Raw genomic sequence first — 25,605 nt, 5'->3', positions numbered from 1 at the left:
AAGAGACTTTCTTTTATTTCAATTATTGATTCTTTGTAGCTGAATTATCTGCTAAAGTAGCCGATTTCGTCATTTTTTGACCGTTACGGTAGAATGTAACTTCTACTTTCTCGCCTACTTTTTTCTTTTCATATAAATATTTACGGAATTGAAGCGCATTCTCTACTTTTTGATTATCTAACGCTACTACGATATCATATTGCTCTAAACCAGCTTTTTCAGCCGGTGATATTGGGTAAATTTTACCTAATACAACACCATTAGTTACTTCTTTCGGTACTTTCAATTGATTGACTGCATAAGCTTGCACATCTTCTAATGAAACGACACCTACTCCAAGCGCTGGACGTTTCACTACTCCGTCTTTTTCAAGTGATTCAATAACTGGCTTTGCGATATTAATTGGAATAGCAAATCCAATTCCTTCAACTTCTTGTTGTGCAATTTTACTTGAGTTAATCCCAATTATTTCACCATTTTGGTTAAATAATGCACCACCACTGTTACCAGGGTTAATCGCTGCATCTGTTTGAATAACTTGTGCTTGCCAATCTGGTCGTTTATCGCCATCAATATCAACTGGAATTTCACGTTCTTTACTACTGATTATACCTTCCGTTACACTTCCATCAAAACCTAGTGGGTTACCGATTGCAATTGCTTTTTCACCCGCGCGGATTTTACTTGAGTCACCTAAAGTTGCAACTTTATTCACATTAGCCCCGTCAATTTCAATAACAGCTAAGTCTAACCAAGGATCTTTCCCTACTAACTTTGCATCTACCTTTTTACCATCACTTAGTTTTACAGCAAGTTTATTTGCACCATCTACTACGTGGTTGTTTGTTACGATATATGCTTTATTCCCTGCTTTTTTATAAATAACACCTGATCCTGAACCAGCTTGTTGTTCTTGACCTGTCGGTTGCATTGCAAATGGATCAACACTTTGTTGCATATTAATAACACCTACAACAACATCTTTCGCCCCTTCAATCATACCAGGTAAATCAGTTTCATTTTTCGCTTTATTTACAACAGGAACTACAGTACCTTCTACTTTTGAATCCGAACTAAATGATGATACTGGCGCTCCATTATTTTGAGCCCATGGCATATATGGTGCTGCAAAACTAATCGAAACCGCTCCGACTACAGCCCCCACTAAACCTGTGAAGAAATAGCCTTTTTTACTACCTGATTTTCTCACTTCTCTCGTTTCACTATGCTCTTCATTTAAATTTGGTCCGTCGTAATATCCCATGTTTTATTTCCCCTCTCTGGTGAATTCGTATTTTCAGTATAGTCACGTTTTGTGTCCTTCTTGTGAACTCATCGTGAAATCTAATTAAAAAAATACTCCTATCTAACATTGTAGACAAAAAAAGTATTTTTTGTACATTCTACCTTCAAAAGAGAGTATAAAATCGCCATTTCCCTAGGCTAAATTACACAAATCGTTCTAGATTATTCTTCAAATTTATAACCAACTCGAATAACAGTACCGATATGCTTTGCTTTATCTCCTAGCTTATTTCGAAGTTTTTTAATATGGGTATCAACCGTTCTGTCATCACCGTAATAGTCATATCCCCATAACTGATCTAATAAATGTTGACGTGACAACACGATTCCTTTGTTCTCCATTAAATACACAAGAAGTTCAAATTCTTTATGTGTCAATATAATTTCTTCTCCATCTACTAAAACAGTTCTAGATAGACGATTTACTTCTATTCCAGCTAAAGACATAGCATTTTCTTCCGCTACTCCTACCGCACCATCCGCACGTTTCAATAACGTCTTTGCGCGAGCTACTAATACTTTCGGGCTAAATGGTTTCGTTACATACTCGTCTGCACCTAATTCGAAACCTAGCAATGTATCATCCTCATCCGAACGTGCTGTCAACATAATAATTGGTACTGCTGATTCTTTTCTAATTCTTCTACAAACAGACCATCCATCTATTTCCGGTAACATAATATCTAACATAATTAAATCAATTTCATGCTCTGCAAATAACTCTAACGCTTTTTTTCCATCTTCTGCTTCGATTACTTCAAAGCCTTCATTACGAAAATAATCACTAACAATTTCACGTAATCTTCTTTCATCTTCAACAAGCAATACTGTTTTATTCATATAATCTATCCCGCCTTTTTACTCTTTCAATCGAATAATACGTTGATTGGAGCTTCCGCGAAATGGAAGTGCTAAATCTTTTTTCTCAATTTCAAACCTTCCATCGACTAAAACATCCCCATAATGTAACAACTCTATCATATCATTATTTTGAGAACTCTGTATCTCTTCTAACGTATAACCTGTATACATCCATAGGTTTTTTTTCAAATCTTTTACGATTTTTGCTACCTTTTTCACTTCAGCAGCTTGAAAAAATGGATCTCCACCTGAAAATGTTACATCAGTTAATGGATTACTTGCAATCTCTTTCACAATTTCTTCTACTGTCATTTCCGTTCCATTGCAAATATTCCACGATTTCGGATTATGGCAACCAACGCAACGATGCGGACAGCCCGCAAAAAACACGACTGTCCGCAATCCTTCTCCATCTACTACACTATCATGAATAATATTCATCACTTTCATTTATGTTTCACCCGATCTATCTCTTCACTACGTTTCGCACTATTCCACTTCGACATATCTCCTACAAGATAGCCTGTTATACGGCGAATTCTTTCTATATTAGCCTCATCTTTATTCCCGCAACTTGGACATTCATTCCCAATAACCCCGTGATAACTACAGCACTTACAACGGTCAACAGGATGATTAATTGAACCGTATCCAACGCCATGTTCTGCCATGGCTTGTACAATTTGTTTTAATGCCTTTTTGTTATGCATTGCTGCTCCATCTAGTTCAATATAAGTAATGTGTCCTCCATTACAGAGAGCATGGAACGGGCCTTCTAAACGGATTTTATTTATCGCTTGAATGTTATAATAAACTGGAATATGGAATGAATTCGTATAGTAATTATGGTTCGTTATACCGTTAATTTCACCAAATTCTTCTCTATCTTTTTTCACAAACTTCCCTGATAATCCTTCTGCTGGAGTTGCAATTACTGAGAAATTCAGTTGATGTTCTTCTGTCGCTTTATCCATTCTATCTCTCATAAAGGAAATAATTTCATACCCAAGTTTCCATGATTCTCCATCTTCCCCATGATGCTTTCCTGTTAAAGCTACTAAACATTCCGCAAGACCGATAAAACCAATACTTAACGTCCCTTGTTTTAAAATCGAGGCTACGGAGTCTTCAGGCTGCAACGTTTCTCCACCACGCCATACACCTTGTGAATATAAAAACTGAAAATCTCTTGCTCGCTTCGTACATTGATACGCATATCTTTCTAATAGCTGCTTAATTCCTAAATCTAAATAATAGTTTAGCGCTTCAAAAAACGCTTCTTTTGAACCACTAATTAACGCTAATTTCACTAAATTAATAGACGTAAATGATAAATTCCCTCTACCAATCGCTGTTTCTTCTCCATGTATATTAGACATAACACGGGTACGACATCCCATGTAACATACTTCACTTTCTGGTCTTCCATCATAATGTACTGCATTAAACGGAGCATCTAAAAATGAAAAGTTAGGGAACAATCGTTCAGCCGTTGTCTCTAATGCTAATTCAAATAAATCGTAGTTCGGATCACTTTCTTCAAAATTCACACCTTTTTTCATCTTGAAAATTTGAATCGGAAAAATCGGTGTCTCTCCTTTACCAAGTCCAGCTTGTGTCGCTTTTAAAAGTTGTTTAATTAACATTCTTCCTTCTTTTGATGTATCTGTTCCGTAATTAATAGAAATAAACGGTACTTGTCCTCCGCCCCTACTATGCATACTATTTGAATTATGAACGAAAGCCTCACACGCTTGATACGTATCATTTTCCGTTTCTTTCCATGCGAATTCTTCTATTTGTTCTTTCGTAAGCGGATATGATTGTAATCGTTTTTTATGTCTCTCAATTGTTTTTCGTACATAAGGTGCTAAATCAATATCAAAGAGTGCAAACGATTGACCACCATGCTGCATATTTTGATTCGCTTGAAAAATAATAGACGAAAGAGCCAATGCACTTTTAATGTCTTGCGGTTGTCTCATATGTCCATGTCCAGTATGAAAACCGTTAGCAAGCATTTGCGCTAACGGAATTTGTGAACAAGTCGTCGTTCCTGTCGCATAAAAATCTAAATCATGTGGATATAATATATTTTCATTTATCGCTTTTTTCACTTGATCTGACAATAAATTCTCAACAGCATAATATTTTGCACTCTCAGATGCAAATGTTCCCATTACGCCCATTGGAGAGCGGCCGTCTACATTTGCATTTTCTTGCATTAAATCTTGTTCATTGCCGTGGACTATTGTCTCGAACACTTTCATTAATTCTTCTTCTCCACGTGTATTATTTTGTAACATTTATAACCCTCCACCAATATGTTGTTATCTTTTGATTAAAATGTTACTACATATAGTCTTACTGTTTCTGTGAGAAATGTAACATTACTGTGAAATTTTTTTCACGAAATAATGAATTTTTCATTTACAAAAAAGAAATGTGCTCTTTACAAATGTATGGTACAATATACGGGAAAAACTCTTTTTACCCTTTATCAACACATTTGAATAAAGGAGACTGAACTTATGGTTACTACATATCTTTTATTTATCGTTGCCTACTTACTTGGCTCGATTCCATTTGCACTAGTTGTTGGAAAAATCGGCTACGGAATCGATATTCGTGAGCACGGGAGCGGTAATCTAGGCGGAACAAACACATTCCGCACATTAGGGAAAAAAGCAGGTTTTACCGTTACAATTGCTGACATTTTAAAAGGGACATTAGCAACAAGTCTACCAATGATTTTCGGATTAGATATTCATCCACTATGGTTCGGGTTAGCGGCTGTTCTTGGACATGTCTATCCAATCTTCGCGAAATTCCGCGGTGGTAAAGCAGTTGCAACTTCTGCTGGGGTGCTATTATGCTATTCACCAGTTGTTTTTGCAATATTGGCTGTTGTATTTTTCACCCTTTTATTTACAACAAGATACGTATCACTTTCTTCTATGGTAACAGCAGTTGTTGCTGTTATTGCATCCATTGTTAGCGGGGATAAAATCTTCATTATTGCGATGTGTTTATTAGCAGGTATGGTTATTTATAAACACCGTGCAAATATCGGACGAATTATAAATAAAACTGAACCAAAAGCAAACTTTTCAAAAAAGCAAAAATAAGATCGTAACCCACATAACGCAAAAAGAAAACGTGAAGCATATTAATAGCGTCTTTTTGCGTTATTTTTTATACTAAAGAAAAAGCAACATAATTTGGAGGAACTATACATGAATCTTTCCGTAACAAAAGAAGCAGCACAATGGTATAAAAATGAATTAAACTTACAATCAAATGAAACACTACGCTTTTTCGTACAATACGGTGGTTGCAGTACTGTGCAAAAAGGACTTTCTTTAGGGATTCGTAAAGATGATCCTGCACATCCTGCTGTTCAAATTCAAGAAGAAGGTATTAACTTCTTTATTGAAGGCGATGATGAATGGTTCTTCGATGGACATAATTTATCTGTTACACTTAACGAAGGTGACGACTTCCCACAATTTAATTATGAAAAATAAAAAAACGTGGCTTCTGCCACGCTTTTTTATTTTTTCTTAATTTCCTCATATTTCGCATACCACTCAGGATATAACTTTTTAAATGATACAGGGCGGAACCCTTCTTTTTTCGCACAAATATTCGTCGTACTTGCAGTAATACAAAGTTCACCATCACCATTATATATTTCATATCCATATACAACGCGAAGTGGGCTGACAGTATCTACCCATGTTTTTACGATTGCTTTTTCTCCGTAACGCATCGCTTTACGGTATGAAATTTGTAAATCTAACACAGGAGAAATAATTCCTTCTTTCTCCATTTCAACATATGAAAAACCTAAATCTTGTATAAGTTTCGTGCGACCTAACTCAAGCCACACTAAGTAGTTTGAATGGTAAACAACACCCATTTGATCTGTTTCCGCATAACGGATTTCAACTTCATGTTCTGCTACAAACATATGTATATTCGCCTTCTTTCACTTCTGCTACCTTGCATACATTTAATCATAATACAGTGACATCAAAAATAAAATAAAAATAGTGAATCTTTTCCCGAAAGGAGCAAGCATATGATTCAAATTGTAACGGTTCGTAGCGGTGATAGCGTATATAGCTTGGCATCAAAATATGGATCAACACCTGACGAAATAGTAAAAGACAATGGACTAAATCCCGCTGAAACGCTCGTTGTTGGTCAGGCACTTATCGTTAATACGAAAGGAAATAATTATTATGTACAGCCTGGTGACAGCCTCTATCGGATTTCTCAAACATATAATGTCCCCCTCGCTAGTTTAGCTAAAGTTAATAATTTATCTTTAAAATCTATTCTCCATGTCGGACAACAATTATATGTACCAAAAGGCACAAAACGGGCTGTAGAATCCATCGCTTATTTACAACCTTCCACTATACCGATTAAAGAGAGTTTAGTTAATGCTACACGTGCCATCAATCCATTTTTAACATATTTAGCTTATTTTAGTTTTGAGGCAAAAAGAGATGGCACATTAAAAGAACCTACTGAAACAGCTAAAATTGCTAATATTGCAACGCAAGGGCAAACAATCCCTATGCTCGTTATTACAAATATTGAAAATGGTAATTTCAGTGCCGATCTAACATCGGTTATTTTACGCGACGCAACGATTCAAAACAAATTTATTACTAACATTTTGCAAACAGCTGAAAAATATGGCATGCGAGACATTCATTTCGATTTCGAGAGTATAGCACCCGAAGACCGCGAGGCGTATAATCGCTTTTTACGAAATGTAAAAACACGCTTACCTAGCGGGTACACATTAAGCACAACTCTCGTACCGAAGACAAGTTCAAATCAAAAGGGAAAGTTTTTCGAAGCCCATGATTATAAAGCGCAAGGGCAAATTGTTGATTTCGTCGTCATTATGACATATGACTGGGGTTGGCAGGGCGGGCCACCAATGGCAATCTCTCCTATCGGTCCTGTAAAAGAAGTACTTCAATACGCAAAATCTCAAATGCCTCCCCAAAAAATTATGATGGGGCAAAACTTATACGGATTCGATTGGAAACTTCCGTTCAAACAAGGGAATCCACCAGCAAAAGCAGTTAGCTCTGTCGCAGCTGTTGCACTTGCTCGTAAATATAATGTTCCTATCCGCTATGATTTCACAGCTCAAGCTCCACATTTTAATTACTTTGACGAAAATGGCGTACAACATGAAGTTTGGTTTGAAGATGCGAGGTCTATTCAAAGTAAATTCAATTTAATGAAAGAGCAGGGCATTGGCGGTATTAGTTATTGGAAGATTGGCTTGCCATTTCCACAAAATTGGCGTTTACTTGTTGAAAACTTTACGATTACGAAAAAGGGCTGACAAAAGTCAGCCCTTTTTGTACATTTTGTTAAGATTCATCTTTGATTTCACTTTTTAATGAGTCAATACTTTCTAAACGTCTTTGATTTTTTGCTTCAATAGCAGCACGATCTTTTTCATTAGAAAGTTCCGCTGTTTCTTTTGCTTCATTAAAGTTATCAACTGTATTTTGCACCATTTCTTGTAACTTTTCAGCGTTGTCACTTCGATTATCTGGATTTGGCATGTACTTCCCTCCTAATATTGTATATACACACCATCTTAAATTACCTATCTTTCCTCAAATTTATACATAAAAAAGGAGAATGTAATATTCTCCTTTTCTTTAACCATTATCAACAATCGGTTGTTTACCTGTTTGATCTTGCATTTGCTTTCCTTTATTTCCACCAGCTTTTTTTGATTGTGTTCCAATATGATTCGGTGCAAAGTCTTTTGAATTTTTTTTCGGATTACCCATTACTATCGCCTCCTTAACACTAGTATCGTACTAGTGTTAAGAATTATTCAGCTTGCTTAAAAAGTTTCATTTCATAACGTTTTTCAATGCGCTCTTCAATGCGATCAATTGCCTCACGATCGCTTAATAATTGTTGTTTATTTTCATTTACAAGTTCTTCAAACGATTTACGGCGACTTCTTCTCATGTTGTTCACCCTCTCTCCTTCGCTTTCTTATTACATAGTATGAGCAAACAAAAAACTCTTTAATCAGATTTGCAAGAAAATTTTATGTTTTAGTACTCCTAAAAAAACTCCGTGTACAATATATTGCACACGGAGTTTTTTATACCATAATATTTAAATACTCTTTCAACTTTTCATCTGCATTCATTTCATTTTCTTTATAATCATGAAGCGCCTGTAATACAAAATCATACTGCTCTAAAATATAACTTTCTAATTTCATAACATCCTCTAAGCTATTAAGCATAATTCTCGTATTACCAACTTCACTTTTTAACGCCGGTTCACATTTTAAACTTGTACATATTTCTTTCACATCTTCTTCTAATATCTCTGTTAATACATATTTCTTTCGCCCTTTTACCTTTAATCTCATAACTGGATAAAAAGCTTTTATATCTAAATAACTTCCTACGTTCATACAACGTAGCCATTCTACATTACGTTTATTACATGCAAGTATTTCTTTGACCGCTTCATATACCGCAGTTTCATCAAGCATAGCCTTATTTACTTTTCGTTTCCCTTCTTCTTCAATAGCTGCACACTTTTGATAAACAGCAGCACACGTAATGCAATCGTCAAATGCATTATGAGAGCTTAAACGAATTCCCAGCATTCGTTTTAACGTTTCAAGTTTATGATTAGGCGCATGCTTCATGTATTTCTTTGCTAAAAATACAGTATCAATTACTTTATTTTTAGGTTCAGGCAACCCAAGCATATTTACATTACTTTTCAAAAAGCGCATATCAAAAGAAGCATTATGGGCCACAATAACATTTGTATGTAAAAATGCTAAAAATAAAGGTAACACTTCTTCAATCGTCGGTGCATCTGAAACGCGATAATTAGTAATACCTGTTAAACTCGTTATTCGGTCCGGAATTGGCCGCTCTGGATTCACGTATGAAACAAATTGATCTACTAATTCATGATTACGATATTTCACTGCTGCAACTTGAATAATTTTATCATTATAAGGGTTAAATCCTGTTGTTTCAAAATCAATTACAACATAATCTAACGGTAAGGATACATTCCCCACTCCATACACTCCTTTATCTCTAAACGTTTATATTTCTTACATCATATCATGAAGTTATTACTACTTGAAAAAGAAAAGGCAGAAATGGGAACTCTCCACCTCTACCTTTTCACCATTATTTTAATTTAGCAACTCTTTTCTCCATCTCTTTTTGCGTCATCGGCCCAATAAACTTATCTTGAATGACACCTTTTGTATCTATAAAATACGAAGTTGGAATCGTAATTACTTTATAAGCTGTTGTCACATCAATGTTCTTGTCCAATAAAATAGGAAAAGTAATTCCTTTTTCTTTAGCAAAATTGCTTACCTTTTCTACTCCCCCACCTTTTTCTGAAGGCGTATAATTTATTGCTAAAATTTCTACGTTCTCTTTATGTTCTTTATAGAAAGCTTCCATATCCGGCATTTCTTGCTGACATGGTCCACACCACGTTGCCCAAAAGTTTACAATCACTTTCTTTCCTTTTAAATCTGATAACTTTACATTCGTTCCATCTAAATTCGTTAATGTAAAGTCTGGTGCACTCTTCCCTATTTCAATACCATTACTTGCAATCATCTCTTTCATAGCAGCTTCACTTTTTTCTTGCTTCACTTTTACCGCCTGCTCTTTATGACCAAACTGTTCATAAGCTGCATATCCCGCTAAACAAAGTAACACTACAATAATCGTAAGCTTCCGCCACATTTTATATCACCCTAACGTATTATCTTCTTTTAACACATTCATCAAAATACTATATACCTTATTTTAGCTTATACGGACAAGCTTGGAAATATTCACAATCGAAATAATTAGAATATTCTTATTAAAAGTGCAATTTTATCATATAATTAGAAAAGCAGATGAAGTGTTGCTTATCTAATTATGGACCCATTCACCTTTTTCCTCTCATAGTTATAAACCTACAACAAAAGGGGATTGTTTATGAATTCATTCGAAAAAACAACATTATATATTCTTAGTTTTCTTTTATACCCAGTCGGTATTATTACATGGATCATTTCACTCTTTAGTAAAGATCTTGAAAAAAAGAAAATAGGACGTATTTGTCTCTACGTCTCTCTAGTCTCATTCGTCCTTTTCTTAATTCTTGGAATTGCCACTTTCCTTATGACTGCTACTTTTAACGTTGATCTAAATCACTCCGAATCTATCGAGAATCAACTAAATGACACTGAATAAAGATTAGAGCATTGCTCTTATCTTTATTCACATCTCTTAAAAAATGAATGACTATGTATTAATTTTTCTGGACCCTCACATGCAACAATATTTCCTTCTTTCATTATGACAATACGATCTGCTAGTACCACCCTCTCTACATCATGTGTTGCCACAATTCTCGTTACATCTCTTCCTATCCCTTCAATCATATTCCAAACCAGTTCTTGATTGCCCGGATCTAACCCAGCCGTCGGTTCATCTAAAATAATAAGAGTTGGATTTGATACAATCGCGCGCAATAATGCAAGACGTTTTCTTTCGCCTCCCGAAAACTCTTCACCGCTTTTATGTAGCACAGTTTGACTCCCTTCAGGTAACCCTCTAATAATCGGCGTTACATTTATAAGTTCACTATTTTTTTCTAACTGATTTTCTAAACCCTCTTCCCCGAAATACATATTCTCTGTTACCGTCGTTCGGAAAAAACGTGGTTCTTGCCACACTGTAGTCATACGAGCTTCATTACCATAATAAGCAATGCTACCGTTAGATGGTTTATACAAGCCCGTTATTAACTTTAAAAGCGTTGTTTTTCCTGCACCGCTTTCTCCCACAATCATAACGAGTTCACCAGGACGAATTTGCAAATCAATATTATGAATTCTGCATTTCTCTTCGTCATTCTCCTGAAATGAAACATTTGTTATCCTGATTCCCATCGCTCTTTCTACATTGCTATCTACTGCTCGTTTATTTAAAAAGCAAAAAGCTCTATTTGCCGAAGCGACTGCAACTTGTGTCATTATTAATAAATCGCCCACATAACGGACAGGGAAAAAGAGCATCTCAATTGTCGCTAACACTGCAATGAGTGAACCAACTTCTATTTCTCCCCTCATTATTTTTTGTGCACCTATAATGAGAACAACAATATATGCTCCTGTTTCAATCACCGTTCCAACTACTCCAATGCAATGTTGCATCATCGTCTTCTTTACTTCTCATTTATACGATTGTGCCGTTACTCTTTTAAATAAGCGAATTGCCCATTTTTCTTTTTGTAAACTCCGCAAATCTTGTATCCCCTTTACAAACTGTGACACCATCTCTACAACACTTGAGTGATTTTTTTGAGAAACGCTTGCAATATCTCTTACCTTTTCTCCCATCAGTATTGGAACAATTGTACTTAAAAATAAAAACGGAGTTACCCACAATATAAACTGTATATCTATATGTTGTAGTGCTATGAAAGCTCCAATAAATTGGGCAATAGCGTGTATATATTCTATTAATATAGAGCCATATAATCTGACCCAGTTCGGAATATCAGACACGACCAAAGTTTCTAACTCTCCTTGTTTGATTTTCTCACTCTCTTCAAACGGTAATAGGAAAAATTGGCGCAATACATCTATACGCTTCTCTCGTAATATTCGCTGACTCGCTTTTGAGCTTACATAATCAAATGAAAGATTGTTCACCCACATCAACAAACGGCTAGCTGTAAACAAAGTAATGTAAAGATACGCTCCTTTCAGCTCTCGTTGAATCAGGTTATCTACAATTAGTCCCATGAATAGTGGACGGGAGAGATTTAAAATAGCTGCAAAAAGCCCACTGCATACAGCTGCTATTACTAATATTTTTTCTTTCTGTAACGGTAACAAAATTCTTTTATATTCTTTCATGACGTTTCCTCCATTGTTTATAGTAAAAAGAAAGGGATGAAACCAAATGGTTTCATCCCTTTCCATAAAATAAGGAAGCTAACAATTGTTAGCTTCCTTATCATTCATTTCAATTATTTAGTTCGACACTTTAGACTCTTCAATTTTCTCACGAAGAACCATTTGCAGAATACCACCGTGACGGTAGTAGTCAATTTCAACTTCACTATCGAAACGAGCTACTACTTCAAATTGTTTTTCGTTGCCATCTAGATCAGTTGCAACTACTTTTACAAGATCGCGTGGTCTAACTGTTTTGTCAATTTGAATTTCAAATGACTCGTTACCAACAAGACCTAACGTTTCAGCGCTTTCGCCATCTTTAAATTGAAGTGGTAACACACCCATTAACACTAAGTTACTGCGGTGAATACGCTCGAAGCTTTCTGCGATTACTGCTTTAATACCTAATAAATTTGTACCTTTTGCAGCCCAGTCACGAGAACTTCCCATACCGTAATCTTTACCAGCAACAACTAAAAGGCCTGTGCCATCTTCTTTATATTTCATAGCAGCATCATAGATAGATGTTACTTCACCAGTTGGCCAATATGTTGTATATCCGCCTTCTGTTCCTGGTGCGATTTGGTTTTTAATACGGATGTTCGCGAATGTACCACGCATCATAACTTCATGGTTACCACGACGAGAACCGTAAGAGTTGAAGTCAACTGGTTGTACGCCGTTTTCTAATAAGTAGCGTCCAGCTGGTGTGTGCTTACCGATTGAACCTGCTGGTGAAATGTGGTCTGTCGTTACAGAGTCACCAAATTTACCAACTACGCGTAAGCCTGATAACGTTTCAACTTCACCTGGCTCTTTAGATAATCCTTCAAAGAATGGTGGGTTTTGAATGTATGTTGAATCATTATCCCAAGTATATAAAGCTTCATTTGAAGTTTGGATTTCATTCCAACGCTCATTGCTATTAAATACTTGTGCATATTCTTTCTTGAACAGTTCAGATGTAACAACGCTTTGAACTACATCTTCAATTTCTTTAGCTGATGGCCAAATATCGTTGAAGTAAACAGCATTGCCATTTGCATCTTTACCAATTTCATCATTTTTCAGGTCAATATCAACAGTACCTGCAAGTGCATATGCCACAACAAGTGGTGGTGATGCTAAGTAGTTCGCTTTTACAAGCGGGTGAATACGACCTTCAAAGTTACGGTTACCAGATAAAACAGATGTTACTAGTAAATCGTTTGCTGCGATTGCTTCTTCTAATTCTGGCGCTAATGGGCCAGAGTTACCGATACAAGTCGTACAGCCGTAACCAACTGTTTGGAAACCTAATTGATCTAAATATGTTGTTAAACCTGATTTATCTAAGTACTCAGTAACAACTTTAGATCCTGGTGCTAATGATGTTTTTACGTACTCAGGTACTTTAAGTCCTTTTTCAATTGCTTTCTTCGCAACTAAACCTGCCCCAATTAATACGTATGGGTTTGATGTATTTGTACAACTTGTAATTGCAGCAATTGCAATTGCACCTGTTTTCATCGTTACTTCTTTATCTTCTAATGTAACCTTCACTTCTTTATCGAACTCTTGCTCATTAAATCCAAGTCCTTGTGTTCCAACTGGTGCTACAACAGCTTTGTGGAACGCATCTTTCATATCTGAAAGTGGAATTAAATCTTGTGGGCGTTTCGGTCCAGAAAGGTTTGATTCAATTGTATTTAAATCAATTTCAACAAGATCAGTGTAAATTGGATCTTTGCTGTCTGCTGTATAGAATAAACCGTTCGCTTTACAGTATTCTTCAACAACGCGAATTTGCTCTTCATCTCTACCTGTTAAACGTAAGTATTCTAATGAAATATCGTCGATTGGGAAGAATCCACAAGTTGCACCGTATTCTGGTGCCATGTTTGAAATTGTTGCACGGTCAGCTAAAGGCATACTCTTTAGTCCGTTACCGAAGAACTCAACGAATTTACCAACTACACCTTTTTGACGTAATACTTGCGTTACTTTTAATGCAACGTCAGTTGCTGTAGTACCACTTGGAAGTGTACCGGTTAATTTCACACCGATTACTTCAGGTACTGGGAAGTATGAAGGCTGTCCAAGCATTCCTGCTTCTGCTTCAATACCACCAACGCCCCATCCAAGAACACCGATACCATTAATCATTGTTGTATGTGAGTCTGTTCCAACTAATGAATCTGGGTATGCAACTAAGTCACCTTCAGCATTTTTCACAGCATGAACAACTGGTGCTAAATATTCAAGGTTTACTTGGTGTACAATACCTGTAGCTGGTGGAACTGCACGATAGTTATCAAATGATTTTTGTGCCCAGCTTAAAAATTTATAACGTTCTTCATTACGTTTAAACTCTAAGTCCATGTTGAATGCAAGCGCGTCTGCCGTACCCGCTCTATCAACCTGTACAGAGTGATCAATTACAAGATCTACAGTAATTTCTGGATTGATTTTATCAGGATCTCCACCCATGTCTGCCATTGCTTTACGAAGCGAAGCCAAATCAACAACAGCTGGTACACCAGTGAAATCTTGTAAAATTACACGAGATGGTTTAAATGGAACATCGATATCTTGCACATCTTTCGTTCCCCATTTCGCTAAATTTGTAACATGCTCTTCTGTAATTACACGTCCGTCTACTTGACGAAGTACCGATTCAAGTAAAACTTTCACGGAATATGGTAATTGAGATACGTTGCCAACCCCTGCATTTTCAAGCGCTTTCAAATCATAATAATGATACGTTTTTCCATCTACTTCAAAAGTTGCACGTGATTGAAATGGATTATGTTTGACCATTATGTTTCCCCCCTGTTAAACGTGACTAAGTTGTCTGAATATAAAATGTAGACAAACTTTTCAATACCTTACGATAATATCTTATTACAACTTTCTAAATAAGTAAATAATAAGAAACTTATAGATTATCATAAGTTTTCTTTATGTTTCTAAATTTGAATAGTGTTTATGCTCCTTATGAATACTATTACCATAAAGTAAAGTGCTCTATTAGCGCTTTACTTATAGTTCATACACACTATGAACTGCTCATCATTCAACATACAAAAAAATGTTATAGAGGTGAAATAAAATGGGTAAAAGAAAAGCAAATCATACTATTTCAGGAATGAATGCAGCATCCGCACAAGGACAAGGTGCTGGTTATAACGAAGAGTTTGCAAATGAGCCTTTAACTCCGGCAGAGCGACAAAATAATAAGAAACGTAAAAAGAATCAGTAACGAAAAATCCCAAAAGGTTCATTTTCCTTTTGGGATTTTTTCTAATGTTTATAACGTAGTAATTCCGAAACCGTTACAAATCGATATCCTTGTTTTTTTAGCTCAGGTAAAATTTTTGCTAGCGCTGCTACTGTTTGACTACGATCATTTCCTCCATCATGTAACAATACGATATCGCCACTTTTAGCATTTTTTACTACATGATTTACGATAGATTCAACCCCTGGATTTGCCCAATCACGCGGGTCTTGATGCCACGACCATAGAACGGTTTGATAACCAGCTTCTTTCGCTGTTTTAAATACAGCATCGTTAATATATCCGCCAGGAGGACGGAATAGCAAAGGTTCTTTCACCCATTTTTCGAAAAATTTCTTTCCATCTAAAATATCATTTTCTAATTTTTCATCTGATGAATTACTCGCATACAAATGATTCATCGTATGATTTCCAATTTCATGTCCCTCTTTTAACACCTGTTTCACTAAATATGGATTGCGCTGCACTCGAAATCCAATCATAAAAAATGTTGCTTCTGCTTTATATTGACGTAATAAATGTAAAACTTGCGGTGTATAAGTTGGATCTGGGCCATCATCAAATGTAATGGCAATAATCTTTTCATTATTAGGTACTTCCCACGTTACATAGCCAGTTGGTTCTAGCTCTTTTCTGAGCAACATTTTCGCTTCCACTTTTTCAACTTGAAATATATGTACTGCGCATAATAAAGAAAAAACGAATAGAAAAATTTTCTGTTTTCGCATAATGTTCATTAAAGTAAGAGGTTGTCAAATACACAACAACCTCATTTACTTTTCTAATTGATCTACATGTTGCATAATATTTTGGAGATTATTTTCGTATTGCTCAAGTTGTGGGCGTTGTGTTTCCGAAGCTACTTCTAACGCATTTTGAATCTGTTCATACGCCTCCTGAACCTCTTGGCGTAACTCTTTTAAATCATGACCGTAGTTTGGATCATTTTTCACAATGTTGTTATATGCATGTTCTGCTTGTGTAACTCCTTGCTGCGCTGCTTGAAAAGCTTGCTGTTTATCTTTATGATATGGCATTATATAATCCCCTTTCCATAATAGTTAGTCCCAATTATCTTTACCTTTTTTTCTAAAAACATTCTCGTATAAATTTGCAAACTTCTCTCATTCTAAAGAGAAAGAGGAGGTGTCACATACAATGAGCAAAAACAATCGTGAAGCAAAAGAAAAAAAGGGACAACCTGAACCATTAAGCGGATCTCATAAAGTAAAAAATCGTAACCATTCACGCCAAAAACATCATGCACATCATGATATGTAAAACAAAAGGTTCACAATAGCTGCCTTTACCACATACAATGTTTATATTTTTCCATTTATTCTTCACCCCTACTTCATTCATGCATAACATAGTATGAATTGAGATTTTACGGAGGGTGTCTTACATGGGCAAGAAAAAGAAGGATTGTCTTTTTCATGTTGATGGTTTCGAAGAATGGATGGATCAGTTTTGTTCTGACTCTTGTAGTAACTTTAGTTTCCCAAATCAAATTCATATTGACCTTTGCGAAACTGAACAAGAATACATTTTGGAAACTGATGTACCAAATGCCAATGAACAAAATGTAGTCATTAAAAAGATGGAGACAGGCCTAAACATTTGCATACTTCATAAAAACATTTCTTTGCAGCGAACTATTCCTTTACCCGCTAATGTTATTTATAAGAAGATGCTAGCCTGCTTAGAGAATGGTTTTTTGGCCATTCATATTTCCAAAAATGAAGTTGCTGATAAACATGAAAAGAAAGTTCTTTTTTCAAATTAAGAATTAATATAATACAAACATAAGCCCCAGTTGGTTACTGGGGCTTATGTTATTTCGCATGCATCTCTATATTAGAATTTCTATCATATCTTTTTTTCGATAAACCTTTTGTAACTAAAAGCACAGGAAATGCCACAGTTGAAAATATAGCTAGTGCTGAAAATACTGCAAACCCATTTTGGTACCCGTAGTAATCGAGAAGTACTCCTCCAAACCACGGACCTATTACTGCTCCAATTCCCGAAAAACCCATCGCACCGAAGTATGTTCCTTTTAGATGCGCAACAGCAATATCATCAATAAATACATCCGTCATTGAAAACATTAAGACTTCTCCAATTGTAAAAATAATTGTACAAACGGCAGCACCTAGTAGAGATTCTACTACTCCAAATCCAAATAATCCTCCGCTCACAAATAAAGTTCCCACCATAATGGATACTAACGGTGTATACTTTTTACAAATTTGAATAACAGGGTATTGAATTACGACTACAACAATCGCATTTAAAGCTAGCATATATGAAAATAATTTCACTCCATCCTGAAATATATGTGCATTTGCAAAATATTGAGATACTGTTGTCGTTAAATGAGAAAAACCACAATTACTCAAAATAATACCAACTAGTGCAACTAAAAATACGACATCCTTTCTCAAAATACGAATTGCCTTTAACATTGTGACAGGCTTTTCTATATTTACTTTCTCTTTTTCAATCGGATACTTCTTAAATTGGAACGCTAATATAGCTGTATATAAAATGTATACTCCAGCTGCTACTAAAAACGGAATTGTTGATTTTGCGCTTCCAATCTGTAACCCGACAAGTGGGCCAATCGCTACTCCAACATTGATTGCACCGTAACGCAAATTATATACGAGTAAACGATACTCAGGTTTCGTTAAATCTGATAATAACGCTCTTGATGTTGGCTCAAAAAATGACCTACATAATCCATTCAAAGCATTTAATAAAAAGAAACTTAAAACATGATCTGCAAGTGAAAAACCAATGAATACAAAGACCCAAACGATCATGGACCATATTATAATCATATTTCGACCGAATCGATCTGATAAATTCCCTCCGATAAAACTAGCAAACACTCCAACAAGTGCACTCGTTCCGATAATAGCACCTGTCATTCCAGCTGATACACCTTTCACAGTCGTTAAATAAATTGCTAAAAAAGGAATACTCATTGACGTGGCGAACCTCGCAAATAAAGTCCCTATTATAATTGTCATTCCTAACGGATGAATATTTTGCAACTTCCCCTTCATCTTAAAAACCTACTCTCCCTGTTCTTACATAAAAAAAGAAAGCAAAGGATCTGCTTTCTTTTCCCTTTTTATACTTGCGCTGTTGATACCCGCGCTGTTCTCGTTATATCCATATCTATGCCATATGTAAACTGTAATTCTTTACAAACATCTTTAATTAATATTGCAACATTATACTTCTCATTAAATTGTAAAACGATGTTCTCCACTTCTTCATATGTATACTTATATTCGCCTGTAATGACACTTTTTAGATCAAAGCATTCGTTAATACAAAGTTGTACAAGTAGCTGGTCATATTTCTCTATTACATCTTCTTTCTTCCAAAGTAACTCTTTTACATATAACCGATCAAACTTCACACTTTCTCGATTACAATCCGTTAAAATCCGGGTCATTTCATTTAATTCTCGATACAATTCAGAAATATTTTTGCTTAAACTAAGCAGTTTATCTACGCCATTTTCATATAACATATTTATTCCACCCCCGCATTTTCTTCTTATTATAGCAAGAAAATTCTAAAAATAGTTTCTTTCTTCTGAAATATTAGGAAACTAATTTCAATTGCTTTACAATGAAACTAGTTAATGCGAGAGGAGAAAGAAAATTGGAGCACAAATTATATTACACTGACGCTTATAAGCAAGAATTTACTACTAAAATTATAAAGCAAGATTATGATAAAGACGGTAACTTATACGTTGTTTTAAACGAAACCGCATTTTATCCGACTGGTGGCGGACAACCACATGACACTGGAACTTTAAATGGTATTGCTGTACTTGATGTTGAAGAAGTCGACGAAGAAATCCGCCACTTCATTGCAGAACAATTACACACAGAAGACGTAGAAGGTAAAATCAATTGGGAGCGCCGGTTTGATCATATGCAGCAACATGCAGCTCAGCACATTTTATCTGCTGTTTTTTGGGACTATTTCAACATACCTACGATTGGATTCCATCTTGGAAAAGAAACGATAACAATTGATTTAGAAACAGAAAATCTGCATGCAGAAACGGTTGAAAAGGCAGTACAAATTGCCAATAAAATCGTTTTTGAAAACCACCCAATCCGTATAGAGTGGATGAACTTAGAAGAAGCAAAAACATTACCTCTTCGTAAAGAACCAACTATGACAGAGAATATACGTGTTGTTATTATCGAAAATTACGACTACAATGGCTGTGGTGGAACCCATCCGAAATGCACTGGTGAAGTTGGTTCTATTCAAGTACTAGGATGGGAGCGCAATAAAGGTGGTATACGCTTAACCTTTATCGCTGGTTGGCGTACACTTAAATTAATGGGGCAACAGCAACAAATTATGAAAGATGTTTCCAAACAATTAAACAGTAGCGAAACTGATATCCCAGCAAAAGTAGCACAGCTTCTTACCTCTCAAAAGGAAAACGAAAAAACAATACAAACAATGAATGAAAAATTATTATTTGCAGAGGCAAATGAATTACTGCAACAGCCCACCGAAATACATGCTGGGTTACTTATTTCTAAAGCATTTACAGATCGTTCTATGCAAGAAATTGCAAAACTATCAGCTATCATTACAGAACAACAAGAGCATGCAATTACGTATTTCGTCATCGAAAATGATGACAAACTACAATGTATTCTCGCTTGCGGAAAAACAGTAACGCTCGATATGAATGCTCTTTTAAAAGATGCTCTTCCTGCAATTGAAGGAAAAGGTGGCGGAAATAAAAAGAGTGCACGCGGCGGCGGAAAATCGGTGATGAACGGGGACGAGTTTTTAAATCAGCTTGTCTCTTCTTTACAGTCAGCAGTGTAAAACATGTTTATGAAGGATAGCTAACGGCTATCCTTCAACTATATTTACAGGCCTATATGTTGTTTCAACCCTTGATAACTTCCTGCATTTGCAAAACCGCCACTTATAAGATTGATAAAAGTTTCCGAAAAACCATAATAACTTAATTCGTTAATCGGTACCATTTGCACATCATGAATCGGATTATGATCGAACTCGTTAGAAGGTAGTGTAATTTCACCTTCAATCCTTTCAAGCAGAAACGTAATATGTAACAAAGATGGACTAGCATCTGGTTTATCACAAACATAGAGTAGCTTCTTAATTTTAACTTCTAATCCCGTTTCTTCTCTCATTTCTCGAATCATCGCTTCTTCTAACGTTTCACCATTCTCTACCCTTCCTCCAGGTAAAGACCAATCGCGATTAGCCACTTTTTGCTTTACTAGCAATACTTTTTCATCTTCAATTAAAATTCCCGTAACACGAACTTGCATTACATTTTCCATATGTAATCTCCTCTTCCTGTTATATTTACAAATTAATCCTTCCACAAAGAGAACATACGTTTTATAATTAAAGAAAATTATGGAAGAAAGAAGTTGTTATATTCATGCGTCCACCTTTAATAAAATCTATATCACTTGAAGATTTTCAAAACTATTATTGGTTAAAAGCAGAACTGCAAACATTTTGTCGCGAGCATGGTTTGCCAGCTAGTGGCTCTAAGACCGAAATAACCGAGCGTATCTCACATTATTTAACTACGGGGAAAGTCTTAAAAAACAGCTCTGTGCAAAAAGTGAGCAAAGCTCCCCTCTCTTATAAAGACCTTTCTCTTCAAACGATTATTACTAAAAATCACCGCTGTAGCGAAGGTGTTCGTGCTTTTTTCAAAGAAAAAATCGGAACAAACTTCCGCTTTACAGTAGCTCTTCAAAAGTTTTTTAAAGAGAATGTTGGAAAAACATATGAAGACGCGATAACATTTTGGTATGAAGAAAACGAACGAAAAAAAGATCCTACTTATAAAACAACGATCAGCGCGCAATTTGAATACAATCGCTTTACTCGGGACTTTTTCGAAGATCCAAATAATAAAGGAAAAGCAAAAGCTGATGCGATTGCTGCTTGGAATGAAATAAAAACAAAACCTGGTAGCAATGCTTATGTTCCTCAAAAAGTAGAAAACTAGAGTGAATTCATTAAAAATCAAATTCTAAAACAAATTTTAAATTTACTCCTAGGACATTATATATATGTTTTAGGAGTGAATATACAATATAACTAATCATACAAATCGATTTATCCGGTGCACTATCCTTCCCTTTCTTCATTTTCTCATCACATATCTTCTCTAATACCTTAAGTCCTTTATCTTCTCCAAACTTTTTCTCCTCCAATGACGAAGAGAAGTATTTATTCTCCATTTGTATGCTCCTTATTAGCAAATACAGCTTCTAAAATTAAGGACATAATCCTATATAGCAAAAACATACAAGCATACTCATAAACAACAACATATATTTAAATATACCTTTATATGAAAGGCTGGGATATACCATGAATAAAGTTATTTGTTGCACTCCATCAGCAATAATAAAAGATAAAATTTGCATTCCTTGGTCTATCACAGGTGGAGAGATGGGAATACAGACTATATATACTAACAATTTGTTAAATTATATTTCTTCAACTGGATATATCAAATACGAGACAGGTGTTCAAGAAATAGTTGTTACTTTCTTTCAAGATACAAATGTCTTAAACTCAATCATAATTCAACCTGGAAGTACTAGTAATTTTACAATAAAAAATTTTACTAGTATCCAAATAACAACTGGATCTGGTCTACATCAAGGTGAATTTTGCATCACAGTTTCATATCAATTGTAGACAATAAAACATCCAAACCTCCTATTATTCTCTATATTTGATAAGAGGCTTTCAATGAGAATTAAAATAAGATAGATATAAATGAATACGCCTGCCCTACACTTCAAACATTCTAATTTTCTACTTTCTCAAATAATAGCGCAATCCCTATCCCGCCTCCAATTCCTAATGTAGCAATTCCATATTTCATAGACTCTCTTTGTGCCTGATAAAACAAACGTGTTACAAGCATAGCCCCAGATGCACCGTACGGATGACCGAGCGCAATTGCCCCACCATTTACATTTAATTTTTCATACGGAATTTGTAACTCTTTTGCGCAAGCAACAACTTTTGAGGCGAATGCTTCATTTATTTCAAAATAATCGATGTCCTCTATTTTTACATTCATTTCATTTAATAATTTGTTCACCGCAAATATCGGACCAGTTCCTGGAAGATTTGGATTCACTCCCACTACAGCACTACGAACGAAACGAAGGACAGGTTTATAACCTAACTTTAGGGCTTGTCCCTCTTCCATTACAAGAACAGCACATGCCCCATCATTTACACCACATGAATTACCTGCCGTCACTGTTCCATTTTGTAAAAATGCGGGTTTTGTTCTTTTAATGATTCGTTCATAATTCATTTCTAGCTTTATAGATTCATCTAATAATCCATTAAAAGAAAATATTTCATCATGTATATAGCCTTTTTCTAACGCTTGCAGTGTCCGCTTATAACTAAGACAAGCGTACTCGTCTTGCATTTCTCTCGTTATGTTATAACGCTCCGCAACATATTCAGCCGCTACTCCCATGTCAGGATCACCAATTGTTTCAGGTGAAAATCGTGCTCTTTTTTGAAAAGGTGACGTACTTGTACTCTCTACTCCTCCGGCGATATAGCACTTACCTGCCCCTCCTTGAATGAGATGACACGCAGTTCGAATTGCTTCTAAACCAGCACCACATTGCCGATCAATCGTTACACCAGGAATATGATAGCCAAGTCCTGCCGCTAAAGCAGATAGTCTCGCAACATTCCCTCCTGGCCCAACAACATTACCTAATATAACATCGTCTATCTCTCTCTCAATTCCTCTACTTAAAAACGTAAGAAGCGGTGTTGCTAATTGCTGAACTTCATACTCTTTTAACATCCCATTCTTCTTACCGATAGGTGTTCTTTTCGCCTCTACAATAACTGCTCTATTCATATATTTTCTCCCTGTTTTCAATCATACTTTTTGCTTCCATACGAGCGATTTTCCCACTATTTGTATAAGGTATTCTATCTACAAAATGCCATTCTTTCGGTATTTTAAACGAGGATAATCGTTGTAAGCAAAAACTCTTTAATTGTTGTTTCGTAGCACTTCCTTTTACGATCGCGACGGGCTTTTCACCCCAGTAACTATCTTTCACACCAATTACAACTATTTCATCAACAGCTGGGTGTTCATGTAATACACTTTCTATTTCTTCTGGATAAATATTGATTCCTCCAAATAAAATCATATTCTTCTCTCTACCAACAATATATATAAAGCCTTCTTCATCTTCATAGCCTACATCTCGCACTGTCATCCAGCCTTCTGCATTCAACTCCTGTGTTAAAACCCCATCTATTATGTATCCCATAAAAAACTGATCACTTTTCACATAAACAGTTCCTATCTCGCCTTTTTGTACTTCTTCGCCTGCTTCATTACATATTCGAACTTGCACATTATGACAAGGTTTTCCTACTGAATTTAGCCTTCTTTCGCTTTCTGCATCGACTAGTGCTGTTACAAAACTTAACTCTGATGCACCATAAAATTCATATCTTTTCGCATAAGGAAATATATTCTTTATTTTTTCTTTCGCTTCAGCTTCCCATTTCGCTCCTGATGAAATAATTTTCATTTTATTTTCTATTAATCTATTTTCTTTATATAAAGATTCAAGCATTGTCGGAACTGTATACATAACCGATATATTTTCAGTTTCTAACTTATCTAATACTTGATTCGGAATGAACTTTCTCATAATGTGCACCGTTTGTCCTACATATAATGCACTTATTGCCCCGTATAAGAAAAGAGAATGAACGAGCGTCCCAGCTATTAAAATTGAATTCTCCATTTTCATATGAAAATCATGTACATTACAATCAAAACTATGAACCCACGATTGCTGTGCGCGTAAAAATGCTTTTGCTTTTCCAGTTGATCCTGATGTAAATCCCATATAAAAGGGAGCATTTCGTAAACTTTCTACAGTGGAATGTGTAGGAAGATATTTCTCCATCATTCTTTTCCACTCATCAATTTCAATTACTCTTCCTTCTTCATGCGGTAAATCATTTACCTTATATCTTTCTGTCACAATCATATCCGGATTACTGATTTCAATTCTTTCTCTGAGCTCATCTTGTTTCCACTTTATATCTAACGGAACACAAACCCACCCGGCCATAGCAGCACCAGCAAATAGTTGTAAAAACTCTATATGATTTTCTAATAGGATTGCTATTGTTTTATTTTTTGATTCTGTTGCATGCAACCAGTTGGCTACTTTACAAACTGATTCGAACCACTCTTTATATGTTAAAACTCTATCATTTTCCTTTATCGCTATTTTATTTGGTTGTAAAGAGGCTTGCTTTTTGTATTTTTTTGTAACACCCATATGAGACGTCCTTTCTTTACAAAAATAATAAAAAGAAACACGCAATGTACGTGTTTCTTCCCTTTATCATCCCGCATTTGTATATTTTCCATTCTTTAAAGCGGGTGTAATAATATGTTTCAATGAACGATGTAATTTTGTTACGAGAACTGCCGCAATAATTGCTTTTATACAATCCCCTGGTAAAAACACAGCACTCACTTTCATTGTCTCCCATACAGAAACATCCATTAAAAACGCTTGTACAATAATACCAAATACATAAACTACGAAAATACCACCAATTATATTAATACATAATACTTTTATAATAGAAACTTCACGTAAACGCTCAATTAAATAACCAATAACAAACGCTCCAATGATGTAACCAAGTAAATATCCTGCACTTGGCCCAACAAATACACCAAGGCCACCGCGGCCACCAGCAAGTAATGGTGCTCCAACTCCTACAATAAGTAAGAAAATAAGCTGACTTAATGCACCAAGGCGTGACCCTAACAACCCACCCGCAAGCATAACACCGAGTGATTGCAATGTAATCGGAACTGGTGTAATAGAAAGAGCAATCGGAGGTATTAACCCTAACACTCCCATAATAGAACTAAATAAAGCGACGAAAACTAAATTTTTTGTATTCATATTTGCTTCTCCTATTTGTAAACTTAAAATTGTTTTTAGATAACATATCATAAAAATTATATTATCTTTCCACTCCTCTT

The 25,605-nt window shown here is 35.5% G+C and carries 30 protein-coding genes and 1 pseudogene; 10 read left to right on the top strand and 21 right to left on the bottom strand.

Annotated elements, in window-relative coordinates; all coding sequences use genetic code 11:
* Nucleotides 1–22 precede the first annotated feature (22 nt).
* The 4 genes from D1166_RS14170 to D1166_RS14155 form a co-directional block, all read right to left on the bottom strand.
* Nucleotides 23–1,264 carry a S1C family serine protease gene (locus tag D1166_RS14170; RefSeq protein WP_000542640.1) on the bottom strand — a complete coding sequence of 414 codons (1,242 nt, stop codon included), beginning with the start codon at nucleotides 1,262–1,264 and terminating at the stop codon, nucleotides 23–25.
* 203 nt (nucleotides 1,265–1,467) lie between these two features.
* Nucleotides 1,468–2,145 carry a response regulator transcription factor gene (locus D1166_RS14165; protein WP_001044679.1) on the bottom strand — a complete coding sequence of 226 codons (678 nt, stop codon included), beginning with the start codon at nucleotides 2,143–2,145 and terminating at the stop codon, nucleotides 1,468–1,470.
* 18 nt (nucleotides 2,146–2,163) lie between these two features.
* A complete protein-coding gene (nrdG, locus tag D1166_RS14160) occupies nucleotides 2,164–2,616 on the bottom strand; it encodes an anaerobic ribonucleoside-triphosphate reductase activating protein (RefSeq protein WP_000867077.1) in 453 nt (150 codons plus the stop codon).
* The gene (locus tag D1166_RS14155) at nucleotides 2,613–4,472 is read right to left on the bottom strand and encodes an anaerobic ribonucleoside triphosphate reductase (RefSeq protein ID WP_000940073.1); all 1,860 of its coding nucleotides are present in this window, start codon (nucleotides 4,470–4,472) and stop codon (nucleotides 2,613–2,615) included. The genes nrdG and D1166_RS14155 overlap by 4 nt, the downstream gene beginning before the upstream one ends.
* A 225-nt stretch (nucleotides 4,473–4,697) precedes the next feature.
* Here D1166_RS14155 and plsY point away from each other — a divergent pair, with 225 nt between their 5' ends.
* Entirely contained in the window at nucleotides 4,698–5,294 is a 597-nt protein-coding gene (gene plsY / locus D1166_RS14150) for a glycerol-3-phosphate 1-O-acyltransferase PlsY (RefSeq protein WP_000258974.1), read from the top strand.
* Nucleotides 5,295–5,402: 108 nt separating this feature from the next.
* The gene (locus tag D1166_RS14145) at nucleotides 5,403–5,693 is read left to right on the top strand and encodes a HesB/YadR/YfhF family protein (RefSeq protein WP_001054453.1); all 291 of its coding nucleotides are present in this window, start codon (nucleotides 5,403–5,405) and stop codon (nucleotides 5,691–5,693) included.
* Nucleotides 5,694–5,719: 26 nt separating this feature from the next.
* Here the strand turns inward: D1166_RS14145 and D1166_RS14140 are convergent, their stop codons facing one another.
* Nucleotides 5,720–6,139, bottom strand: coding sequence for an acyl-CoA thioesterase (locus D1166_RS14140; RefSeq protein WP_000495812.1), 420 nt, complete (start codon nucleotides 6,137–6,139; stop codon nucleotides 5,720–5,722).
* Between the two features lie 111 nt (nucleotides 6,140–6,250).
* Between D1166_RS14140 and D1166_RS14135 the strand changes: the two genes are divergently transcribed.
* The gene (locus D1166_RS14135) at nucleotides 6,251–7,543 is read left to right on the top strand and encodes a glycoside hydrolase family 18 protein (RefSeq protein WP_000614861.1); all 1,293 of its coding nucleotides are present in this window, start codon (nucleotides 6,251–6,253) and stop codon (nucleotides 7,541–7,543) included.
* 28 nt (nucleotides 7,544–7,571) lie between these two features.
* Here D1166_RS14135 and tlp read toward each other — a convergent pair whose 3' ends face one another.
* The 5 genes from tlp to D1166_RS14110 form a co-directional block, all read right to left on the bottom strand.
* Nucleotides 7,572–7,769, bottom strand: a complete 198-nt coding sequence (gene tlp / locus D1166_RS14130) for a small acid-soluble spore protein Tlp (protein WP_001133511.1) — start codon at nucleotides 7,767–7,769, stop codon at nucleotides 7,572–7,574.
* A 99-nt stretch (nucleotides 7,770–7,868) separates the two neighbouring features.
* Nucleotides 7,869–8,003: an acid-soluble spore protein SspN gene (gene sspN / locus D1166_RS14125; protein ID WP_000527987.1), complete on the bottom strand. Its 135-nt coding sequence runs from the start codon at nucleotides 8,001–8,003 to the stop codon at nucleotides 7,869–7,871.
* Nucleotides 8,004–8,046: 43 nt separating this feature from the next.
* Nucleotides 8,047–8,190: an FbpB family small basic protein gene (locus D1166_RS14120; RefSeq protein WP_001254703.1), complete on the bottom strand. Its 144-nt coding sequence runs from the start codon at nucleotides 8,188–8,190 to the stop codon at nucleotides 8,047–8,049.
* 139 nt (nucleotides 8,191–8,329) lie between these two features.
* Nucleotides 8,330–9,277, bottom strand: a complete 948-nt coding sequence (locus D1166_RS14115) for a 3'-5' exonuclease (RefSeq protein WP_000528755.1) — start codon at nucleotides 9,275–9,277, stop codon at nucleotides 8,330–8,332.
* A 115-nt stretch (nucleotides 9,278–9,392) separates the two neighbouring features.
* Nucleotides 9,393–9,968, bottom strand: coding sequence for a peroxiredoxin family protein (locus D1166_RS14110; RefSeq protein ID WP_000269055.1), 576 nt, complete (start codon nucleotides 9,966–9,968; stop codon nucleotides 9,393–9,395).
* 240 nt (nucleotides 9,969–10,208) lie between these two features.
* Here D1166_RS14110 and D1166_RS14105 point away from each other — a divergent pair, with 240 nt between their 5' ends.
* Entirely contained in the window at nucleotides 10,209–10,466 is a 258-nt protein-coding gene (locus tag D1166_RS14105) for a hypothetical protein (protein ID WP_001083886.1), read from the top strand.
* 23 nt (nucleotides 10,467–10,489) lie between these two features.
* Here the strand turns inward: D1166_RS14105 and D1166_RS14100 are convergent.
* Both D1166_RS14100 and acnA read right to left on the bottom strand, forming a co-directional pair.
* Nucleotides 10,490–12,139, bottom strand: a pseudogene (locus D1166_RS14100) (ABC transporter ATP-binding protein).
* Between the two features lie 117 nt (nucleotides 12,140–12,256).
* Nucleotides 12,257–14,980: an aconitate hydratase AcnA gene (acnA, locus tag D1166_RS14095; RefSeq protein ID WP_000238561.1), complete on the bottom strand. Its 2,724-nt coding sequence runs from the start codon at nucleotides 14,978–14,980 to the stop codon at nucleotides 12,257–12,259.
* Between the two features lie 292 nt (nucleotides 14,981–15,272).
* On the opposite strand from acnA, the gene sspO reads away from it, so the two are divergent.
* Nucleotides 15,273–15,422, top strand: a complete 150-nt coding sequence (gene sspO, locus D1166_RS14090; RefSeq protein ID WP_000518053.1) for an acid-soluble spore protein SspO — start codon at nucleotides 15,273–15,275, stop codon at nucleotides 15,420–15,422.
* 41 nt (nucleotides 15,423–15,463) lie between these two features.
* Here the strand turns inward: sspO and pdaB are convergent, their stop codons facing one another.
* Nucleotides 15,464–16,189 carry a polysaccharide deacetylase family sporulation protein PdaB gene (gene pdaB, locus D1166_RS14085; RefSeq protein ID WP_030027157.1) on the bottom strand — a complete coding sequence of 242 codons (726 nt, stop codon included), beginning with the start codon at nucleotides 16,187–16,189 and terminating at the stop codon, nucleotides 15,464–15,466.
* A 45-nt stretch (nucleotides 16,190–16,234) separates the two neighbouring features.
* Nucleotides 16,235–16,498 (bottom strand): hypothetical protein, encoded by a 264-nt coding sequence (locus tag D1166_RS14080; protein WP_001146293.1) that lies wholly within the window; start codon nucleotides 16,496–16,498, stop codon nucleotides 16,235–16,237.
* 121 nt (nucleotides 16,499–16,619) lie between these two features.
* On the opposite strand from D1166_RS14080, the gene D1166_RS14075 reads away from it, so the two are divergent.
* Nucleotides 16,620–16,742: a small acid-soluble spore protein P gene (locus D1166_RS14075; RefSeq protein ID WP_000042141.1), complete on the top strand. Its 123-nt coding sequence runs from the start codon at nucleotides 16,620–16,622 to the stop codon at nucleotides 16,740–16,742.
* Between the two features lie 124 nt (nucleotides 16,743–16,866).
* Nucleotides 16,867–17,247 (top strand): Hsp20/alpha crystallin family protein, encoded by a 381-nt coding sequence (locus D1166_RS14070; protein ID WP_000516730.1) that lies wholly within the window; start codon nucleotides 16,867–16,869, stop codon nucleotides 17,245–17,247.
* A gap of 49 nt (nucleotides 17,248–17,296) precedes the next feature.
* Here the strand turns inward: D1166_RS14070 and D1166_RS14065 are convergent, their stop codons facing one another.
* Together D1166_RS14065 and D1166_RS14060 are read right to left on the bottom strand one after the other, a co-directional pair.
* Complete coding sequence (locus D1166_RS14065) at nucleotides 17,297–18,535, bottom strand: MDR family MFS transporter (RefSeq protein ID WP_000676827.1); 1,239 nt, start codon at nucleotides 18,533–18,535, stop codon at nucleotides 17,297–17,299.
* Between the two features lie 68 nt (nucleotides 18,536–18,603).
* Entirely contained in the window at nucleotides 18,604–19,011 is a 408-nt protein-coding gene (locus D1166_RS14060) for a hypothetical protein (RefSeq protein ID WP_000965133.1), read from the bottom strand.
* Between the two features lie 134 nt (nucleotides 19,012–19,145).
* On the opposite strand from D1166_RS14060, the gene D1166_RS14055 reads away from it, so the two are divergent.
* Nucleotides 19,146–20,348, top strand: a complete 1,203-nt coding sequence (locus tag D1166_RS14055; RefSeq protein WP_000400391.1) for a serine-tRNA(Ala) deacylase AlaX — start codon at nucleotides 19,146–19,148, stop codon at nucleotides 20,346–20,348.
* A gap of 44 nt (nucleotides 20,349–20,392) precedes the next feature.
* On the opposite strand, the gene D1166_RS14050 is transcribed toward D1166_RS14055, so the two are convergent.
* Nucleotides 20,393–20,836: an NUDIX hydrolase gene (locus D1166_RS14050; RefSeq protein ID WP_000432562.1), complete on the bottom strand. Its 444-nt coding sequence runs from the start codon at nucleotides 20,834–20,836 to the stop codon at nucleotides 20,393–20,395.
* Between the two features lie 104 nt (nucleotides 20,837–20,940).
* On the opposite strand from D1166_RS14050, the gene D1166_RS14045 reads away from it, so the two are divergent.
* Complete coding sequence (locus tag D1166_RS14045) at nucleotides 20,941–21,522, top strand: DUF6434 domain-containing protein (RefSeq protein WP_001247720.1); 582 nt, start codon at nucleotides 20,941–20,943, stop codon at nucleotides 21,520–21,522.
* Between the two features lie 10 nt (nucleotides 21,523–21,532).
* Here D1166_RS14045 and D1166_RS14040 read toward each other — a convergent pair whose 3' ends face one another.
* Nucleotides 21,533–21,757: a hypothetical protein gene (locus D1166_RS14040; protein ID WP_000428982.1), complete on the bottom strand. Its 225-nt coding sequence runs from the start codon at nucleotides 21,755–21,757 to the stop codon at nucleotides 21,533–21,535.
* A gap of 133 nt (nucleotides 21,758–21,890) precedes the next feature.
* Between D1166_RS14040 and D1166_RS14035 the strand changes: the two genes are divergently transcribed.
* Complete coding sequence (locus D1166_RS14035; protein WP_061661792.1) at nucleotides 21,891–22,223, top strand: DUF3992 domain-containing protein; 333 nt, start codon at nucleotides 21,891–21,893, stop codon at nucleotides 22,221–22,223.
* A gap of 112 nt (nucleotides 22,224–22,335) precedes the next feature.
* Here D1166_RS14035 and D1166_RS14030 read toward each other — a convergent pair whose 3' ends face one another.
* From D1166_RS14030 to D1166_RS14020, 3 genes are all read right to left on the bottom strand, one after another.
* A complete protein-coding gene (locus tag D1166_RS14030) occupies nucleotides 22,336–23,427 on the bottom strand; it encodes an acetyl-CoA C-acyltransferase (RefSeq protein ID WP_001078002.1) in 1,092 nt (363 codons plus the stop codon).
* Entirely contained in the window at nucleotides 23,420–24,883 is a 1,464-nt protein-coding gene (locus tag D1166_RS14025; RefSeq protein WP_000539234.1) for an acyl-CoA synthetase, read from the bottom strand. The genes D1166_RS14030 and D1166_RS14025 overlap by 8 nt, the downstream gene beginning before the upstream one ends.
* Before the next feature lie 66 nt (nucleotides 24,884–24,949).
* On the bottom strand, nucleotides 24,950–25,525 hold the full coding sequence (locus D1166_RS14020) for a biotin transporter BioY (protein ID WP_001093332.1): 576 nt from the start codon (nucleotides 25,523–25,525) through the stop codon (nucleotides 24,950–24,952).
* Nucleotides 25,526–25,605 lie beyond the last annotated feature (80 nt).

It is taken from the genome of Bacillus sp. ISO11 (assembly GCF_003458115.1).
Lineage (GTDB): Bacteria > Bacillota > Bacilli > Bacillales > Bacillaceae_G > Bacillus_A > Bacillus_A cereus.
Note: the sequence above shows the minus strand (reverse complement) of the source record. Positions and strands in the feature narration are given on the sequence as shown.